We start from the raw sequence: 15,101 nt of genomic DNA, 5'->3' as shown, positions 1-15,101 counted from the left end.
ATGGCGACTATTTCCCGACTCACGCTCCTGTTGGGAATGGAGCAGCGACGGAAAATCAGTCACCATGCAGTCGATTGTCATGTTCTCCATGAAGCGCTAGATAGCCTATAGATCATCACAGCTCTACACATACGTGTAGTGGAGAACCAATATAATCGTTAGCGACTAGCCAATGCTCAACTGGTTGTTAACGTAGGGCTTCTCAAACACGATTTATTGATACCCCGCCATCTACCAACATCGCAGACCCGGTCGTAAAGCTGGATGCATCAGAAGCTAAATAGAGTGCGGATTGAGCAATTTCTTCAGGCTTTGCTGTCCGCTTCACTGCATGCAGGTTGGCTACGAACGCTAACGCTTCGGGGGTGTTGGCAAACTCCCTGGCAGCAGCGGTATCCGTTCCTCCCGGCAATAACGCATTCACCCGAATGTTAGCAGGGCCATACTCGCAAGCGAGCACTTGCGTCAGCCCAATTAGACCCGCTTTACTGGCCGCATAAGCCGCCATACCAGGCATTCCAGCGCTATAACCAACAAATGTCGAAGTGAAAATTAACGAGCCACCGCCTGCTGACCGCATAGCAGGCAGTTGATACTTAGCAGCCAGAAATGCGCTTGTTAAATTCGTCGTGATTACTTGATTCCAATCAGCCAATGTCATCTCAGGTACCGGCCCCATCGCACCTAAAATGCCTGCGTTGTTAAACGCCACATCCAGTCGACCAAACCGCGCGAGTGTCTCGTCAACGAGCTTTCTGGCGAAATGCTCATCGCCTACATCTCCAGCAACCGCTAACGCTTGACCACCCTCTTCTTTTATAGCCTCGACCAACGCCTCCAACTCTGACTCTCTTCTGGCCGCTACCACTACAGTAGCCCCCTCCCTAGCGAAAAGCCGAGCAGTCGCTCTGCCAATACCTGCGCTGGCACCAGTAACAATGGCGACTTTATTTTCGAGTGCACTCATCTTTATGACCTCCATCACTGTTCAGAAAAAGGGGAATTCCCCCACCAACAGCGAAGATCATAAGAAGCCGTTTACCTGGCGCCGACCCGAAACTTGCTACATTTCGCTGGTGCGCTAATGCTAAGAATACCTACGGCCTTTTCAGGGCACGGCGTATCTGACCCGCCTACTGATTCCCGGCGTGCCGGGCTTCAACCTGTACTGTTCGAGCTTAAGGGAGTAGGGTAGCCATCCGGATCGACTCCCCCAGCGCTTTGTTGTGATTCACTGTGGAAGTTCATCTGCCTCCCTATTTAAGGCGTTTCCAACGCCTGACACTTGCACGACCTGATCGCCAACCGCGATCTCATCTCGCTACAGACATAACAGGAAGTTGATCTGTTTTTTGCTTACGTCCTCTGGTGGCCACTCTGTAATGGAATGCTGGTTGCTATTTAGGATGCTAAGGCTGCAAAGCCTATGGGTATTCAATGAACGAAGAAAGTTTCTATCAATTCTCGACCGTGACTGTGCTCGCCTTATTGGCGTTTTTTTACGGCGGCACTTACCTGCTGACCTTGCTGATCAAGAAGAAAAAGGAAAATACCGACGCTTTTATGGTGTCCAATCACCAGATCGGCTTTGGGCTCGGCGCCGCCAGCATGACCGCCACCTGGATCTGGGCAGCCTCGTTTTACGGCGCCGCCACCTCGGGTTATACCTACGGCATTTCCGGCCCTTTGCATTACGGGCTCTGGGGCGCGCTGATGATCCTATTCATCTACCCCTTTGGCCGACGCTTTCGCAAACTGGCGCCCAATGCGCATACCCTGGGTGAGCTTATCCATGCCCGCCATGGCTCTTCCAGCCAGCTGATTCTTGCCTCCTCCAACATCCTGGGCAGCATCATCAGCCTGATGGTCAACTTCACCGCTTCTGGCGCACTGGTCTCGGTACTCTCGCCACTCTCCTTCCAGGCCGGGGTAATCATCGCTGGGGTCGGGGTACTTGGCTACACGCTGTGGTCGGGCTTCCGCGCCTCGGTGCTGACTGATTTTGCCCAGCTAATGGCAATGATGGCCGTGGCCATTCTGATTATTCCAGCGGTGATGTTCGCCCTCGGCGGCCCGCAAACGCTGTCGGACGGCATGAGTCTACTGACGCCAGAACAGGCGAATCTGTTCTCGATGGACGCTATCCTCAACCAAGGTGCGCCCTTCTTTGTGGCGGTGCTGGCCTACGCCATTGGTAACCAGACCATTTCCCAGCGGCTATTCGCCGTGCGTGAAGACCACATCAAGCCGACCTTTATCACCGCGACCATTGGTTACGGTGCGATCGTTATCGGCCTAGGCATGATTGGTTTGATGGCGCTGATGACCGGCATGGAGCCCATCGATGGCGACATGAACAACCTGATCCCGCAGATGGTTTCGATGTACCTCTCGCCGGTGTTTATCGCGCTGTTCTTTATCTTGGTGATTGGTTCGCTCTCCTCTACTGCCGACTCGGACCTCTCCGCCATGTCCGCAATTGTGATGGCCGATGTCTACGGCAAGAACATCGCTAAAAACAAACCTAATCCCACCAAGATGCTGTTTATCGGCAGGCTGACCATGGTCGTCGCGACGCTGATCGGGGTGATTCTCGCCAGCTTCTCCATGGATATTTTGATCATGCTGGTCTTCGTCGGCGCACTCTGGGGCGCAATTGTGTTCCCGGTTATCGCCAGCTGTTTCTGGGACCGCGTTACTAATGCGGCCTTCACCTCGGCGGTGATCGCGGGCCTAGTGATGTTCTGCGTCGCACGCTTTGAGCTGCTGCCCATGGTCGGCGTAGTCGGCGGGCTGTTCGAGTTACTCGCCGCCGTAGGCGGTGGTGTAGTGCTCGGCCTGATGGCCTTCGGATTCTGCGGACGCCGTGTAGGCTTGGTATTCGGCACACTCTGCGCCATCGTGCTGGCCTTTTTCTTCGTCGGATTCCTGCGCGATTACACGGTGCTGATGGCTTCCTTAATGGCCTACGGCGTCAGCACGATCGTCTGCATCGCTGTCAGCCTAATGAGCTCCAGCAAGTTCGACTTCTCGCAGATCGATCAGAAAGTGATCAACTACGATCCGGCTAAGACAGCTAGCCAGAGCTAAGCGAATTATTAAATCCACTGGTGCGCAGTAGCGCACCAGCCAGACAAGAGGAAAGAACATGCAAACCTTTATCTTGGCGTTATATGTCCTGATCTGGCCGTTAATATCGCTCGCCATATTTGCGATTATCGGCGTAGCCACCGTAAAAGACATTCGTGTTGCTAAGCGCGAGAAGCGTGAGCTGGTGTGAAGTAGCTATTCATAGATGAACAGTGGTAAGGGAAATAAGTGCGGCAAAGGAGTGCCGTGGCTTATAGGCCTACATCAAGCTCCAAAAGGCATCGACCAGCGGATTTTTTAAGTTTTTCTTCAACGTAAACAAGCCAATATCGTAGGGTTCCAGCTCCGGCGTCACGTCGAGCACCCGAATACGATCTTTCAATGGGCTGTTATCGAGCACAATTTTTGGCACCACGCCTATGCCGAAGCCCAAGCTCACCATACTCACAATTGCCTCATTGCCCGTCACCTGTGCATAAATGCGCGGGGCGATATCGCGTTGGCGAAACCATTCGTCCACACGCGCTCTTGAGACACCGCTCTCAGATAAAATCATCGGGATATTCGCCCACTCTTCCGACGCGGTTGGCGAGGTCGTGGGAACATTTGGCACTTGCTGCTCAAGCGGTGCAATAAATAACAAAGGCGACGTAGCAATGGGCTTAAAGGCTAATCCGCGAGGTAAGTTGGCGGGGCGTGCCGCGATGCTGAGGTCTTCCTTACCATCCAGCACATGCGCAATCGCGTGTTCGGGATCCCCCGTGCGTAGCTTTATTTCAATCGCTGGGTAGGCAATACGAAAGCGGCGCAGCAGCTCGTACAGAAAACTGTAGCTAGCGGTGACAGAACCGTACAAGCTGATTTCACCGCTTAATTGATCAGAGTTGTCAGTTAATTCATGGCGGATCAAGTTCCACTGGCTGCTGGTATCGCGCGCGTATTTAAGAAACTTCTGGCCTTCCTGGGTCAGCGCCACGGTCCGATTGTCACGATTAAACAGCGGCACACCCAGCTCGTCTTCTAAATGACGAATGTTGCGCGACAGCGCAGAAATGCTGATATGGCACTCATCGCTGGCGCGCCCGAAATGCAGCGTTTCTGCCAGGGCGAGGAATTGCTTTAACAGTTTAATATTCATAATAAAATCGGCGCTCCGCGACTGCGCTCATGGCAATATCCGAATACTAACCGACCGTTGCGAAAAATGGGACGTGTTATTGCAAATATATCAATTTAAGAAAGAGTCGTACTTGTATACATTACCCCTACTCACATGCGCTAGCGCTCACCACTAGCAACGGTGTCACCTTTTTAATATCGGTGTACCTTACACCGACACATTGATCATAAAATCAGGAAGCTAACGATGGCTAATTATTTCAATACGTTACCGCTACGCGAGCAATTGGCTCAGCTTGCGCAATGCCGCTTCATGCACACCGCTGAATTTGCTGATGGCGTTGAAGCGCTAAAAGGCAAAAAGATGGTAGTGATCGGCTGTGGTGCACAAGGCCTTAACCAAGGTTTGAACCTACGCGACAGCGGCCTGGACGTTTCCTACGCACTGCGCCCGGAAGCCATTGAGCAAAAGCGCCAGTCCTGGAAAAATGCTTCTGAAAACGGTTTTGTGGTAGGTACTTACGAAGAACTGATCCCCACTGCAGACGTTGTGTTGAACCTCACCCCCGATAAGCAGCACACCTCGGTAGTGAACACGGTGATGCCGCTGATGAAGGAAGGCGCCTGCCTGTCTTACTCTCACGGTTTCAACATCGTAGAAGAAGGCATGAAAGTTCGCGACGACTTAACCGTCATCATGGTGGCACCGAAGTGCCCAGGCTCTGAAGTTCGCGCTGAATACGTGCGCGGTTTCGGTGTTCCCACCTTGATCGCTGTTCACGAAGACAACGACCCCAAAGGCGAAGGCCTTGCGCTGGCAAAAGCCTACGCGGTGGGTACTGGCGGCCACAAAGCGGGCGTGCTGATGTCCTCTTTCATCGCGGAAGTGAAATCCGACCTGATGGGTGAGCAAACGATCCTGTGCGGCATGCTGCAAACGGGCTCACTGCTGTGCTTCGACAAGATGATCGAAGAAGGTATTGACCCGGGCTACGCCTCACGCTTGATTCAATACGGCTGGGAAACCGTCACCGAAGCGCTGAAGTACGGCGGCGTAACGAACATGCTAGACCGTCTTTCTAACCCAGCGAAGATCAAAGCGTTCGATCTTTCTGAAGAGTTAAAAGAGATCATGCGTCCGCTGTACAACAAGCACCAGGACGACATCATGAGTGGCCACTTCTCTAAAACCATGATGGAAGACTGGGCAAACGATGACGCGAACCTGCTAAAATGGCGCGCCGAAACCGCTGAAACCAACTTCGAGAAAACCCCCGCTAGCGATGTAGAAATCTCTGAACAAGAGTTCTTCGACAACGGCATTTTGATGGTGGCGATGGTGAAAGCCGGCGTTGAGCTTGCTTTCGAAACCATGACAGCAGCGGGCATCATCGCTGAATCGGCTTACTACGAGTCGCTGCACGAAACGCCGCTCATCGCGAACACCATCGCGCGTAAGAAGTTGTACGAAATGAACGCGACTATCTCGGATACCGCGGAATACGGTTGCTACCTCTACAACCACGCCTGCGTACCGCTGTTGGCAGACTTTATGAAAGGCATCAAATCCGATGTGATCGGTAAAGGGCTTTCGCTAGACGACAACGGCGTTGATAACGCACGCCTGATCGAAGTTAACACCGCCCTTCGTTCACACCCAGTAGAAGCCGTTGGTTCGGTTCTTCGTGGCTACATGGCTGACATGAAAAAAATCGTTTAATCGTCTGATTAACCGATAGACGTTTAAGCCGTTAAAAAAAGCCGAGATATCATCACGATATGCTCGGCTTTTTTGTTTCCTCGAACAGCGTAAGGAAGAGAGTAATGGATTCGTTAACCCGCCTAGACGATATTCACCAAAACCGTATCCGCCTAACAAAAGCGACGGTCAGCTTTGATGATCGTTTCACGCTAAGCGAGATTGATTGGACCATTACGCCAGAACAACACTGGGTTATCACTGGCCCCAACGGCGCGGGCAAATCCGCCCTAGCGGCTGCGCTTGCGGGCATTGGTGACATTCAGAGCGGCAGCATTCAAGGCATTCCCAACAACGTGGAAATTGTCTCTTTTGAAGTCCAGGCGGAACTCATCGCCCAAGAGTTGAAGAAAGACGACGCCGACATTATGGACGTCATTTCACTCGGCACCCCTGTCAGTGAGATGATTTTCTATCATTGCCAAGACACTGAACTTGCCCAATCCTTGGTCGAAAAGTTTGGCCTAAGTACACTGCTCGATCGCGCGTTCCGCAAACTTTCCACCGGTGAAACCCGTAAAGTCATGCTGATTCGCGCACTGGCCAACAAGCCTGATTTACTTATTTTAGACGAACCGTTCGATGGTTTGGATGTAGACACCCTCGCCATGCTGCAAGCACACCTAGCCTCACTCATCGACACCGTTCCCATGGTCATGGTGCTGAATCGCTTTGATGAAATGCCGGACTTCATTACCCATGTGGCCTACTTAGATAAAGAACGGGGGGATAAAGACCGTTCGGAGAAAAAGAGAGGAAATCAAAAGAGTGGCGATAAGGGGCGCTTAACGCTCACGGTAGACCGTCAGGACGACGCCGCCTTCAATGAGCTCTACCAATTACTGCATTTAAAAACCACCGACCTAAGCGTGCCGGAGGCCGACCCCACCAATAAACTACCCGCTCTCGACCCGGGCCAGCCATTGGTAAAACTAACCCAAGCGACCATCCAGTACGGCGACACCGTGATTGTCGATAAGCTCGATTGGACGATAGAACAAGGCCAGCATTGGCAGCTAAGTGGGCCTAACGGTAGCGGCAAAACCTGCGTTTTATCGTTAATCACCGGCGATCATCCGCAGTGCTATACCAACGATATTTTTGTGTTTGGTTTCCAGCGCGGTAACGGCGAAAGCATCTGGCAGATTAAACAGTTTATCGGCTATGTCTCCACTAACCTGCAGTGGGAATACCGGGTTAGCACCAGCTGCAAAAACGTGATTATTTCCGGTTTCTACGACAGCATCGGCATGTACACCAAGTCCACCGACAGCCAGAAAAAAATTGCCGACCAGTGGCTCGAACTACTGGGCATGAAAGAGCGCGCCGACCAGCCGTTTAACAAGCTCTCTTACGGCGACCAGCGCCTGCTGCTCATTGCCCGCGCCATGGTCAAACAACCGCCCCTGCTGATTCTAGACGAACCTTGCCTTGGCCTGGACGACATCAACCGCCAACTCGTTCTCGCTCTGATCGAAAAAATCTGCCAAGGCTCAGAAACCACCGTGCTCTACGTCAACCACCACGCCGAAGACCAGATCTCAGGCATAGAGCATTATTTAGCGCTCAAGAAAAATAACTAATTTTTCAAATAGTTAAGAGAAGTAACGATACTGAAAAATGGCCAGCCAGCTAGTCTTTTTTGTCTATCGTTACCTCAATAGATTTGCTATCGCCAGCAAACCATTTCTGTACATACAGAGTGCCCACGATAGGCGCCGTGCCTTCATCAGGCACTTCCTTATAGCGAACGCTGTTTTTAGTTTCTTTCTCGTATTCAAACTTAACTACTTTTTTCGACATGAAATGTACCCGATAACTAATGATTAAAACCTGGGCGGCTAATGCCGCTCAGCAAGCTTGTTAGGTTTCCCTGGTCTCGAACTCATCCATAGCATGACCTTGGAGCGTAACGCCACAATGCGCTGGCAAATTTACAGGTAGAATCTGTGGCTGTCCCTATTAGGAGATTACTCAGCATGATCGTAACCTCCTTCAGCAAACGCTAGTAGGCAGAACCCATTACCAAAGGGATCGCTCATTGTCGCGAGTATCCCCCAGGGAAAAGACTTGGTTTCTCCTTCCTGGACAGCCCCCGCCGAAACTGCCTGTTTTACGGCTGCGTCAATATCTTCGACAATGAAATCCAGATGTACTGGCGTCCAGTGTCGCTTGTAGTCACGTTGTATAGAGGTGCCGGGGGCAGTAGCGCTCGCATCAGGCTGCTCAATCAAGTAAACGAGTGCAGGCCCTCCGCCCATCTCGGCAACCGTACCGCCAAATAGCCGTCGAATGAGCTGCAAACCGAGCCCGCTCTCGTAGAAGGAAACAGCGTTCTCAATCTCCTTTACATCAATGTTTACGATGAATTGCATAAACACCCTCCACGATCTGTTCGACGCTGCGTGCCGTCCACCGGCCTCAACAGTACAGTTAAATAATAGGTCAGCGATAACGCCTAACGTCTGCAATACAGGCCAGTTTGGGGCGCCGCGAAAACCTGTCACGCTGGTCTATGCGCCAAGCTGCTGCAATAGGCCCATCGTATCCATAAGGATGCGAGTGGACTTAACCTTCTCCCCCTCAAACTGATCAATGACCATGCCCCACACGCTGACGGCGCGGTGAGTCGGTGGTATTCCAAGAAAATCCCCTCGCTGAGTTCCTTCCCAAACGAAGCGTGTTAAGACGCGGTTATCTTCTGCAATCTGCTCTTGGACGCTCCAGCGCATATCTGGAAAAGCTGTTCGCAGCCCGGCTAACGTTTCCATGAGCCCTGCAAGGCCTGGCCCCTGGCCCGGAAACGGAACCTCTTCCACCATATCGTCATGGAAGTATTCACCAGTGGCGGAAATTTCACCTGATGAGAGAACGCGGTCGAGAAACTCTGCAATGTGGGCTTTATTTTGTTCAGACACGTGAGCCTCCTTTTGAGGATCAGTGGGCTATGCGCCCTCTTTCACGCCTTCAACGGGTCGTTCGCCAACGTTTAATATTGGTATTTGGCAGTATAGCGGCCCGTTTCGATAATACCGCTGGAGATCTACGACACGTAATAGCGCCAGCAAGATCACCGATGTGCTTCTCAAATGGGGCGGCTTTCGATACGGATCGTCTACGCTTGGTCCATGAACGGCAATTGCCTTGGGCAGTCAGAACAGCATCACAGCAGGAAATACAGTAGGAGAGAGAAATATGCAGACGATCGAACTAGGCGGAGACAGCGTACCCCGTATAGGCCAGGGCACTTGGCATATGGGCGAGAATGCCGGGCAGCGGAAGGCTGAAGTCAGGGCACTGCGTGAAGGGATCGATCTGGGCATGACGCTAATCGATACCGCAGAGATGTATGCCGAGGGCGGCGCTGAAGAAGTCGTTGGCCAAGCAATCCATGACCGGCGCGATGAGGTGTATCTGGTCAGCAAGGTCTACCCACACAACGCTAGCACCAAGGGAGTTCAAGACGCCTGCGAGCGAAGCCTGCGGCGATTGGGCACCGATACTATCGATCTATACCTGCTGCACTGGCGCGGCCAATACCCGCTGAGCGAAACAGTGGAAGCTTTTGAGCGGCTGCGCGAACAGGGCAAGATTCTGCGCTGGGGCGTGTCGAACTTTGACATTGACGACCTAGCCGAGCTCGACGCGCCCGCTTGCGCCACCAATCAGGTGCTATACAACCCCGAATCACGCGGCATTGAATACGACCTGCTGCCCTGGCAAGCACAACACAACATGCCGCTCATGGCCTACTGCCCGATCGGGCAAGGTGGCGCGCTACTGCATGACGCCACCCTGCAACGCATCGCCGACAAACACAGCGCCACCACCGCGCAAGTCGCCCTCGCCTGGGCACTACGCCACCCCGGCGTAATCGCTATTCCTAAAGCCGTGAACCTGGAGCACCTCAAACAGAACGCCGAGGCCGAAAAAGTCAGACTCGATAAAGATGATCTGGCACAGATCGACGCCGCCTACCCTCCACCAACGCGCAAGCAGTCATTGCAGATGGTGTGAGGACGAGCCCTTAACGGACTAGGATTAACGGCCCAGGACAGGAGCGATGTCATGTCACCGCCCGCCCCACAACTCAATGCCTGGATCAGCTTCCTCGCCCACCTGCTGTTTATCCTCGCGGCGTGGACGCTGTTCATCAAATACCTGTTTCCGGTGGGTTACGCGCTGGCATACGGCGAGCCCTGGGCACGCTATATCTATTGGGATCTATGGCCACTGGCGCACGTCTGGCTGGGCTGGGCGCTGCTCGAACGGCCTCGCTATACGCGTGCATTGGCGGTAAGCATGTCCGTCATTGAAATCCTCATCATCTGTACCCTGTTCGCCCGTTTTCTCGCCGACCCTGAGTGGTCGATCTGGCGCACCAACTGGTTTGTGAATAAGGTATTTGTGCTGACATGCTTTGTTCTGGTGTTGGCTGCCACGGTGCCGATTCAAAAGAACCTGAAGGAGCGACCGCTATGAGCCCTCTCATCAAGCACCGCACCAAGCATCGCATCACACGCAGACAAAGCCTTACGCTCATCGGCGCCACGCTCGCAGCCATGATGCTCCCAACCGCGCCACTTCTTGCCAACACGGGCGGGATGCGCCAGAAGACCTTTGCGGGCACGGACAAAAAGCTGCCCGTTATCGGCATGGGCACATGGCGCACCTTCAACGTTGGCAGAGACTCGACGTTGCTCGATGCACGTACCGAGGTGGTAAAGGCATTCTTCGAACATGGCGGTGGCCTGGTCGACTCTTCGCCCATGTATGGCTCGGCGCCGGATGTGATGGGCTATGCCTTGCAAGCGCTCGGCACGCCCGAGAGCCTGTTTGCCGCAGAGAAGGTCTGGAGCCCCGCCGGTGGTTCCGCTCGTGAGCAGGTGACCGAGCTTAAAGAGCGCTGGAAGGTGGAGCATTTCGATCTGGTACAGGTACACAACCTGACAGACTGGCGCGAGCACCTGTCAACGCTGCAGGAGATGAAAGCCGAAGGCACCCTCCGCCATGTCGGCATCACCACCTCGCACGGCCGCCGCCACAGCGAGATTGAGCAGATCATGACGTCAGAGGATATCGACTTCGTTCAGCTCACCTACAACATCACCCACCGCGAGGCCGAAAACCGACTTCTGCCCCTGGCTGAAGAACGGGGCATCGGCGTGATCGCCAACCGGCCTTATGACGGCGGCAGCCTGATCAAGAACCTCAAGCGCCGAGACGCGCCATTGCCCGAGTGGGCAAAAGCTGAATGCGGCTGCGACACCTGGGCGGACTTCCTGCTGAAGTTTATCGTCAGCCACCCGGCGATAACCTGCGCGATACCCGCCACCACCCAGGTCGAGCACCTGCGCGAGAATATGCGCGCCGGCCACACCCCCATGCCCTCGCCCAATGCCCGGCAGCGGATGGCCGCTTATATCGAGTCGCTATGAACGAGTGGACGAGCTACCAGTTGCAGGACTTTATTCCCTTCACGGCGGAGGTTTACTTTCGCCTGCTGGAGCGCATGAGCGAAACCTTCTGGCCGCTGCATCTGCTGACCCTCGCTCTGGGCGTCGCGACCCTGGTATTGGCGCTGAGACACCGCACGCGAATTGCCTGCCTGCTACCCGCCCCACTCTGGGCCTTCGTCGCCGTCGCGTTTTTCATTCAGCGCTATGCAGAACTCAACTGGGCCGGGGGCTATGTCGGCTACGCCTTCATCGCCCAGGCCATGCTGCTTGTAGTGATGGCGCTAACGGGATGGGGAATAGATAAAGCCTCGCGCCGCACAAGCCTGCCCGTCGTTATGGGCACAGCCATCACCCTCTTTGGCCTGATAATAATGCCGCTGATGGCGCCCCTAAGTGGCGGCTCCTGGTATCAGGCAGAAGTGTTCGGTATTCATGCCAACCCCACGGCGGTTACCACGCTGGGCCTGGTGCTTATCATGCTCCGGGGGTTCGCTCTCTGGATCGCCGTCATTATTCCAGCGCTATGGCTGGTCGTTTCAGGCCTAACCCTGCAGGTGCTGGATTCGTCAGGCGCCACGGTATTGTTCGCCGTACTGGCGATTGCGCTGGTTGGGCTAGTCTGGAAAAGCATCGAGTCTAGGCGATAACGCCTTAGCAACGCTGGCGGCGCACCACCTGGAAGTATGCGAGGGTTGCGCGAGATAAAACGGCAGCGCCGGGGCGAGCCCCGGCGCTGATATCACACATGGCAAAACAAATTGACGGTTAGAAGCGGAAACCGGCTGATACGGTAAAGGTGTCGATCTGATAGTCGCTGTCGAAGTCGTAGCGCTCGTATTCGGTACGGACCAGGAAGGGATCGAAGTTGAACTGCGCGCCTACACCGTAGACAGGATCGGTACCGTCCTGATCTTCAAGATCAACGCTAGCACCGCCAAGGTTACCGTCGACGTCGGTTTCCCACTTGGCCACACCGGCCTTAGCGAAGGCGGTAAACCAAGAGGTTATGGGCAATTGACCGACCAGACTCACCCCGTAGGCGTTGGATTCCAAATCGGTATTGGCGCCACTGCTACCCTCTAGACGCGTACGACCAAGATCGGCATAGAAGATTTCGGTAGCGAAGTAAGGATTGAATTCGTAGCCGACGAAACCTTTAAAGACGTTGTCTTCGTCATCATCCAGATCAAAGTCTTCAGCGCCATCGGAGATGAAATCGCCGACATCATCGTCGTCGTTCTCCAGCGAGCTGAAACCGGTACCGATACCCAGATAGAGTCCATCAGCATTGGGTGCGGCGAATGCCGACGGTGCCGCGGCGAGCAGAGCGGTAGAGGCAAACGAGGCGGTAAGTAGGGTTCTGAGTTTCACGTGTATTCTCCTTGTGACGACTTGCTATGAACGATTCTATGAATCGTCATGGTATTGAAAGGCTATCCTGCCGTGATTCACGCAATGTGACAGTCGTTTGATTCACACCTATCAAACATAAGCAGAACACTGTTCGACAACAAGGAAGATTATGTTACGGTAGGTAAGTTTTTGTTACAAAGAAGCGCATCTACCGGGAAGGTAGAGGCGCTTCGGTCATCGACTCAGAGCCGAAAACGGTTCATCAATATTGCGAGCATTGCAGTGTTACCGAACTGGGGCAAGGTAGTGGAAAGGAAAAGGAACTTCTTACATGAAGCTTCTTTTCAGATAGCGCTTGGGAAGACGCTCTGCACTGGCAGAAAACCCACAAGAAGGTTCTTAACCGAATCAACAAGCTAATAAAAGAGACCAAGCGAGAGCCGTTTGAAGGTGTCGGCAAACCCGAGCCTATTAAACACTGCCTCGCGGTTATTGGTCTCGCCGAATCAACGAAGAAAATCTAAGGTGTTACACCGATACGGTGATCGCTTTGGTTATTGCCCGAATTCACCTCATTCGCAGTAGCGTTTGTCGGAAAATCCTAGCGAGCATCAGAGAAACGACTAGCGCTATTATTTTTGCGATGGCAACAAGATCCTGAAGCTTCATTCAATACCTTCTAAACATAACGCTTGCAACAGCGGAAATTCAGGAGCGCTAGCGAGTAAATTTTCCGACTACTTGCGCTTGTTATGAGTTTTTTTTACCCCACAAACTTTAAATCCGCTCTTCGATCACAAAGGCGCTCCCAAACTGATACCGGTATCTTTTTGCTAGCCCAGCCATAATAACCCCAAGTTTTTGCTAGATCTTCCTCCCAGCAAGCATCACAAATTAATGCGTCTTTATCTACGCCACCCTCCATTATTTCTAAATAAATCCCATAAAGGCTTTTGGGGTGGTTGCAATAGCATTTAAAGCGCTTATCTCTTACTCGATCGGATAATGGCCCAACCAAACGTTGGTATATCTTTGGGTTGACTTTTTTGAGTCTCATATTAACAGCATCAACAACTTCGGAACTACCTCTATTAATCGCGTTTTTTCTAAGATTTAAGAGTTGCCTTCCAGAATCATATTGACCTTGATGTATACGGGCTAAAAGATTGCTCATTGTTTATTGAAACTCATAACGCCTAACTCAGTGGGCAAATTGAGCGCAGCGCAAAATTTGTCCGTTAGCAACGCCTTGTTAGCGGTACTTTTCTTCACACTTAGCTAAAAACAATAGGTTAGTAGCTGTAAGGTGTAGGGTATAACTGGCCAAATGCTCTGGAACTGACGTTACTTCAGCTCCCTGCCCATGACCGCCCTCTTTGTTCCTGACCGTTGGAATGCCGCTTTCCAGCAACGTTCGAACAGATGAAAACTGATTTTGTAGATATTCGGGCACCAAACCATTAGTAAGGCAGCTGTTAATTAATTTCTTCGCAGTATCATTTTTATTAAAGGGCCACGAATGCTGCTCGTGTATAGCTTTCATCAAACTTTCAAATGACTTGAGGCAGTCATTTAGGCATTCTTTATATCGTTTATGGCGATAGTGTTCATGCGCAGATAAGAACTCATCATTTGCGCCCGCATACTTTCTGTTTTTACCTAGCAAGCGCAGTACCGGCTTAACAACCTCAGAGTGTACATATTGGGAGTCAACCCTGATTAATTCTCCAGACTCAAACTGATAGCCTACTCCTGACTCTTTGAACCTGGAATTCAACTCATCAATTGCATCATTTGGATTCTGAGATACACCTGCTGCATTACGAAAGTCCCACTCTCGCTCACGTACATATGTGTCAATTATTCTAAACGCAAGCTCAATAATATCGAGACATTTTTCATGATTTTTTTCATTCATAAAGTATTCAAACACTGCTTCGAAATCTGAGTTTGAGTATTCTTTCAAAGAAAAAACGCCATACTCTTTACAAAGTACCTTATGAATTTCTTTGTAGACACCGTTAGTAACATTATTATATCGTTGCTCAACGCCAATAGTGTCACGAATGATATGGACAACCTGAACTCGAAAACTCTGCTCAAGGTTTTCATATTGATATACGTCCGGGACTTCACCTCTAAGTTTTTTTTGTCTTTTTGAGAATAGTTCAGAAATTGCCATAAAATATGGAGCCCCTTAAAGCTAACTGTGATACGCCGCGCTGTATAACCTCAATGAACCTGATGGCGCGTTAATTGGGGTTATACAGCCACCGAAATTAACTCTACCCCATTGATTCTCTTGGTAGCAAAGCAAATTT

General features: G+C 52.1%; 16 protein-coding genes and 1 pseudogene. 9 read left to right on the top strand and 8 right to left on the bottom strand.

The genetic code is table 11. The features are described 5' to 3' along the window. Positions 1–202: 202 nt before the first annotated feature. Positions 203–967: an SDR family oxidoreductase gene (locus QHL1GM_RS17595; protein WP_071695636.1), complete on the bottom strand. Its 765-nt coding sequence runs from the start codon at positions 965–967 to the stop codon at positions 203–205. A 470-nt stretch (positions 968–1,437) separates the two neighbouring features. Here QHL1GM_RS17595 and QHL1GM_RS17590 point away from each other — a divergent pair, with 470 nt between their 5' ends. Further along, complete coding sequence (locus QHL1GM_RS17590) at positions 1,438–3,090, top strand: sodium:solute symporter family protein (protein ID WP_071695635.1); 1,653 nt, start codon at positions 1,438–1,440, stop codon at positions 3,088–3,090. A 58-nt stretch (positions 3,091–3,148) separates the two neighbouring features. Continuing rightward, a complete protein-coding gene (locus QHL1GM_RS19580; RefSeq protein ID WP_217648552.1) occupies positions 3,149–3,280 on the top strand; it encodes a putative transporter small subunit in 132 nt (43 codons plus the stop codon). A gap of 69 nt (positions 3,281–3,349) precedes the next feature. On the opposite strand, the gene ilvY is transcribed toward QHL1GM_RS19580, so the two are convergent. Further along, the gene (ilvY, locus tag QHL1GM_RS17585; protein ID WP_071695634.1) at positions 3,350–4,228 is read right to left on the bottom strand and encodes an HTH-type transcriptional activator IlvY; all 879 of its coding nucleotides are present in this window, start codon (positions 4,226–4,228) and stop codon (positions 3,350–3,352) included. A 228-nt stretch (positions 4,229–4,456) separates the two neighbouring features. Here ilvY and ilvC point away from each other — a divergent pair, with 228 nt between their 5' ends. Both ilvC and modF read left to right on the top strand, forming a co-directional pair. Then, positions 4,457–5,929, top strand: coding sequence for a ketol-acid reductoisomerase (gene ilvC, locus QHL1GM_RS17580; RefSeq protein WP_071695633.1), 1,473 nt, complete (start codon positions 4,457–4,459; stop codon positions 5,927–5,929). A gap of 104 nt (positions 5,930–6,033) precedes the next feature. After that, positions 6,034–7,551 (top strand): molybdate ABC transporter ATP-binding protein ModF, encoded by a 1,518-nt coding sequence (gene modF / locus QHL1GM_RS17575; protein ID WP_071695632.1) that lies wholly within the window; start codon positions 6,034–6,036, stop codon positions 7,549–7,551. A 49-nt stretch (positions 7,552–7,600) separates the two neighbouring features. Here modF and QHL1GM_RS19435 read toward each other — a convergent pair whose 3' ends face one another. From QHL1GM_RS19435 to QHL1GM_RS17565, 3 genes are all read right to left on the bottom strand, one after another. Continuing rightward, positions 7,601–7,771: a hypothetical protein gene (locus tag QHL1GM_RS19435; protein WP_175540398.1), complete on the bottom strand. Its 171-nt coding sequence runs from the start codon at positions 7,769–7,771 to the stop codon at positions 7,601–7,603. A 167-nt stretch (positions 7,772–7,938) separates the two neighbouring features. Next, on the bottom strand, positions 7,939–8,343 hold the full coding sequence (locus QHL1GM_RS17570; protein ID WP_071695631.1) for a VOC family protein: 405 nt from the start codon (positions 8,341–8,343) through the stop codon (positions 7,939–7,941). Positions 8,344–8,481: 138 nt separating this feature from the next. Continuing rightward, positions 8,482–8,886, bottom strand: coding sequence for an ester cyclase (locus tag QHL1GM_RS17565; protein ID WP_071695630.1), 405 nt, complete (start codon positions 8,884–8,886; stop codon positions 8,482–8,484). Positions 8,887–9,163: 277 nt separating this feature from the next. Between QHL1GM_RS17565 and QHL1GM_RS17560 the strand changes: the two genes are divergently transcribed. From QHL1GM_RS17560 to QHL1GM_RS17545, 4 genes are read left to right on the top strand one after another with little or no spacing between them, the layout of a single operon-like run. Beyond that, a complete protein-coding gene (locus QHL1GM_RS17560; RefSeq protein WP_071695629.1) occupies positions 9,164–9,985 on the top strand; it encodes an aldo/keto reductase in 822 nt (273 codons plus the stop codon). Positions 9,986–10,036: 51 nt separating this feature from the next. Then, complete coding sequence (locus tag QHL1GM_RS17555; protein ID WP_071695628.1) at positions 10,037–10,450, top strand: hypothetical protein; 414 nt, start codon at positions 10,037–10,039, stop codon at positions 10,448–10,450. Then, entirely contained in the window at positions 10,447–11,406 is a 960-nt protein-coding gene (locus QHL1GM_RS17550) for an aldo/keto reductase (RefSeq protein WP_071695627.1), read from the top strand. Before QHL1GM_RS17555 ends, QHL1GM_RS17550 begins: the two co-directional genes overlap by 4 nt. After that, complete coding sequence (locus QHL1GM_RS17545) at positions 11,403–12,074, top strand: DUF6064 family protein (RefSeq protein WP_071695626.1); 672 nt, start codon at positions 11,403–11,405, stop codon at positions 12,072–12,074. The genes QHL1GM_RS17550 and QHL1GM_RS17545 overlap by 4 nt, the downstream gene beginning before the upstream one ends. 118 nt (positions 12,075–12,192) lie before the next feature. Here QHL1GM_RS17545 and QHL1GM_RS17540 read toward each other — a convergent pair whose 3' ends face one another. Continuing rightward, positions 12,193–12,798: an outer membrane beta-barrel protein gene (locus QHL1GM_RS17540; protein WP_071695625.1), complete on the bottom strand. Its 606-nt coding sequence runs from the start codon at positions 12,796–12,798 to the stop codon at positions 12,193–12,195. A gap of 350 nt (positions 12,799–13,148) precedes the next feature. On the opposite strand from QHL1GM_RS17540, the pseudogene QHL1GM_RS19765 reads away from it, so the two are divergent. Beyond that, positions 13,149–13,300 (top strand): annotated as a pseudogene (locus tag QHL1GM_RS19765) (Txe/YoeB family addiction module toxin); the annotation flags it as partial. A gap of 243 nt (positions 13,301–13,543) precedes the next feature. On the opposite strand, the gene QHL1GM_RS17530 reads toward QHL1GM_RS19765, so the two are convergent. Together QHL1GM_RS17530 and QHL1GM_RS17525 are read right to left on the bottom strand one after the other, a co-directional pair. Further along, positions 13,544–13,954, bottom strand: coding sequence for a hypothetical protein (locus tag QHL1GM_RS17530; protein ID WP_071695624.1), 411 nt, complete (start codon positions 13,952–13,954; stop codon positions 13,544–13,546). Positions 13,955–14,032: 78 nt separating this feature from the next. Further along, on the bottom strand, positions 14,033–14,962 hold the full coding sequence (locus QHL1GM_RS17525) for an STM4504/CBY_0614 family protein (RefSeq protein ID WP_071695623.1): 930 nt from the start codon (positions 14,960–14,962) through the stop codon (positions 14,033–14,035). Positions 14,963–15,101 lie beyond the last annotated feature (139 nt).

This window comes from Halomonas sp. QHL1 (assembly GCF_001882345.1).
Classification (GTDB): Bacteria; Pseudomonadota; Gammaproteobacteria; order Pseudomonadales; family Halomonadaceae; genus Vreelandella.
The sequence above is the reverse complement of the archived record's forward strand: the minus strand, read 5'-3'. Positions and strand labels throughout refer to the sequence as shown.

What these genes read in the sequence shown, in the direction of transcription:
- QHL1GM_RS17595 (WP_071695636.1), bottom strand. Translation starts at nt 967, where the DNA reads ATGAGTGCACTCGAAAATAAAGTCGCCATTGTTACTGGTGCCAGCGCA.
- QHL1GM_RS17570 (WP_071695631.1), bottom strand. Translation starts at nt 8,343, where the DNA reads ATGCAATTCATCGTAAACATTGATGTAAAGGAGATTGAGAACGCTGTT.
- QHL1GM_RS17560 (WP_071695629.1), top strand. Translation starts at nt 9,164, where the DNA reads ATGCAGACGATCGAACTAGGCGGAGACAGCGTACCCCGTATAGGCCAG.
- QHL1GM_RS17530 (WP_071695624.1), bottom strand. Translation starts at nt 13,954, where the DNA reads ATGAGCAATCTTTTAGCCCGTATACATCAAGGTCAATATGATTCTGGA.
- modF (WP_071695632.1), top strand. Translation starts at nt 6,034, where the DNA reads ATGGATTCGTTAACCCGCCTAGACGATATTCACCAAAACCGTATCCGC.
- QHL1GM_RS19580 (WP_217648552.1), top strand. Translation starts at nt 3,149, where the DNA reads ATGCAAACCTTTATCTTGGCGTTATATGTCCTGATCTGGCCGTTAATA.
- ilvY (WP_071695634.1), bottom strand. Translation starts at nt 4,228, where the DNA reads ATGAATATTAAACTGTTAAAGCAATTCCTCGCCCTGGCAGAAACGCTG.
- QHL1GM_RS17525 (WP_071695623.1), bottom strand. Translation starts at nt 14,962, where the DNA reads ATGGCAATTTCTGAACTATTCTCAAAAAGACAAAAAAAACTTAGAGGT.
- QHL1GM_RS17545 (WP_071695626.1), top strand. Translation starts at nt 11,403, where the DNA reads ATGAACGAGTGGACGAGCTACCAGTTGCAGGACTTTATTCCCTTCACG.
- QHL1GM_RS17590 (WP_071695635.1), top strand. Translation starts at nt 1,438, where the DNA reads ATGAACGAAGAAAGTTTCTATCAATTCTCGACCGTGACTGTGCTCGCC.
- QHL1GM_RS19435 (WP_175540398.1), bottom strand. Translation starts at nt 7,771, where the DNA reads ATGTCGAAAAAAGTAGTTAAGTTTGAATACGAGAAAGAAACTAAAAAC.
- QHL1GM_RS17555 (WP_071695628.1), top strand. Translation starts at nt 10,037, where the DNA reads ATGTCACCGCCCGCCCCACAACTCAATGCCTGGATCAGCTTCCTCGCC.
- QHL1GM_RS17550 (WP_071695627.1), top strand. Translation starts at nt 10,447, where the DNA reads ATGAGCCCTCTCATCAAGCACCGCACCAAGCATCGCATCACACGCAGA.
- ilvC (WP_071695633.1), top strand. Translation starts at nt 4,457, where the DNA reads ATGGCTAATTATTTCAATACGTTACCGCTACGCGAGCAATTGGCTCAG.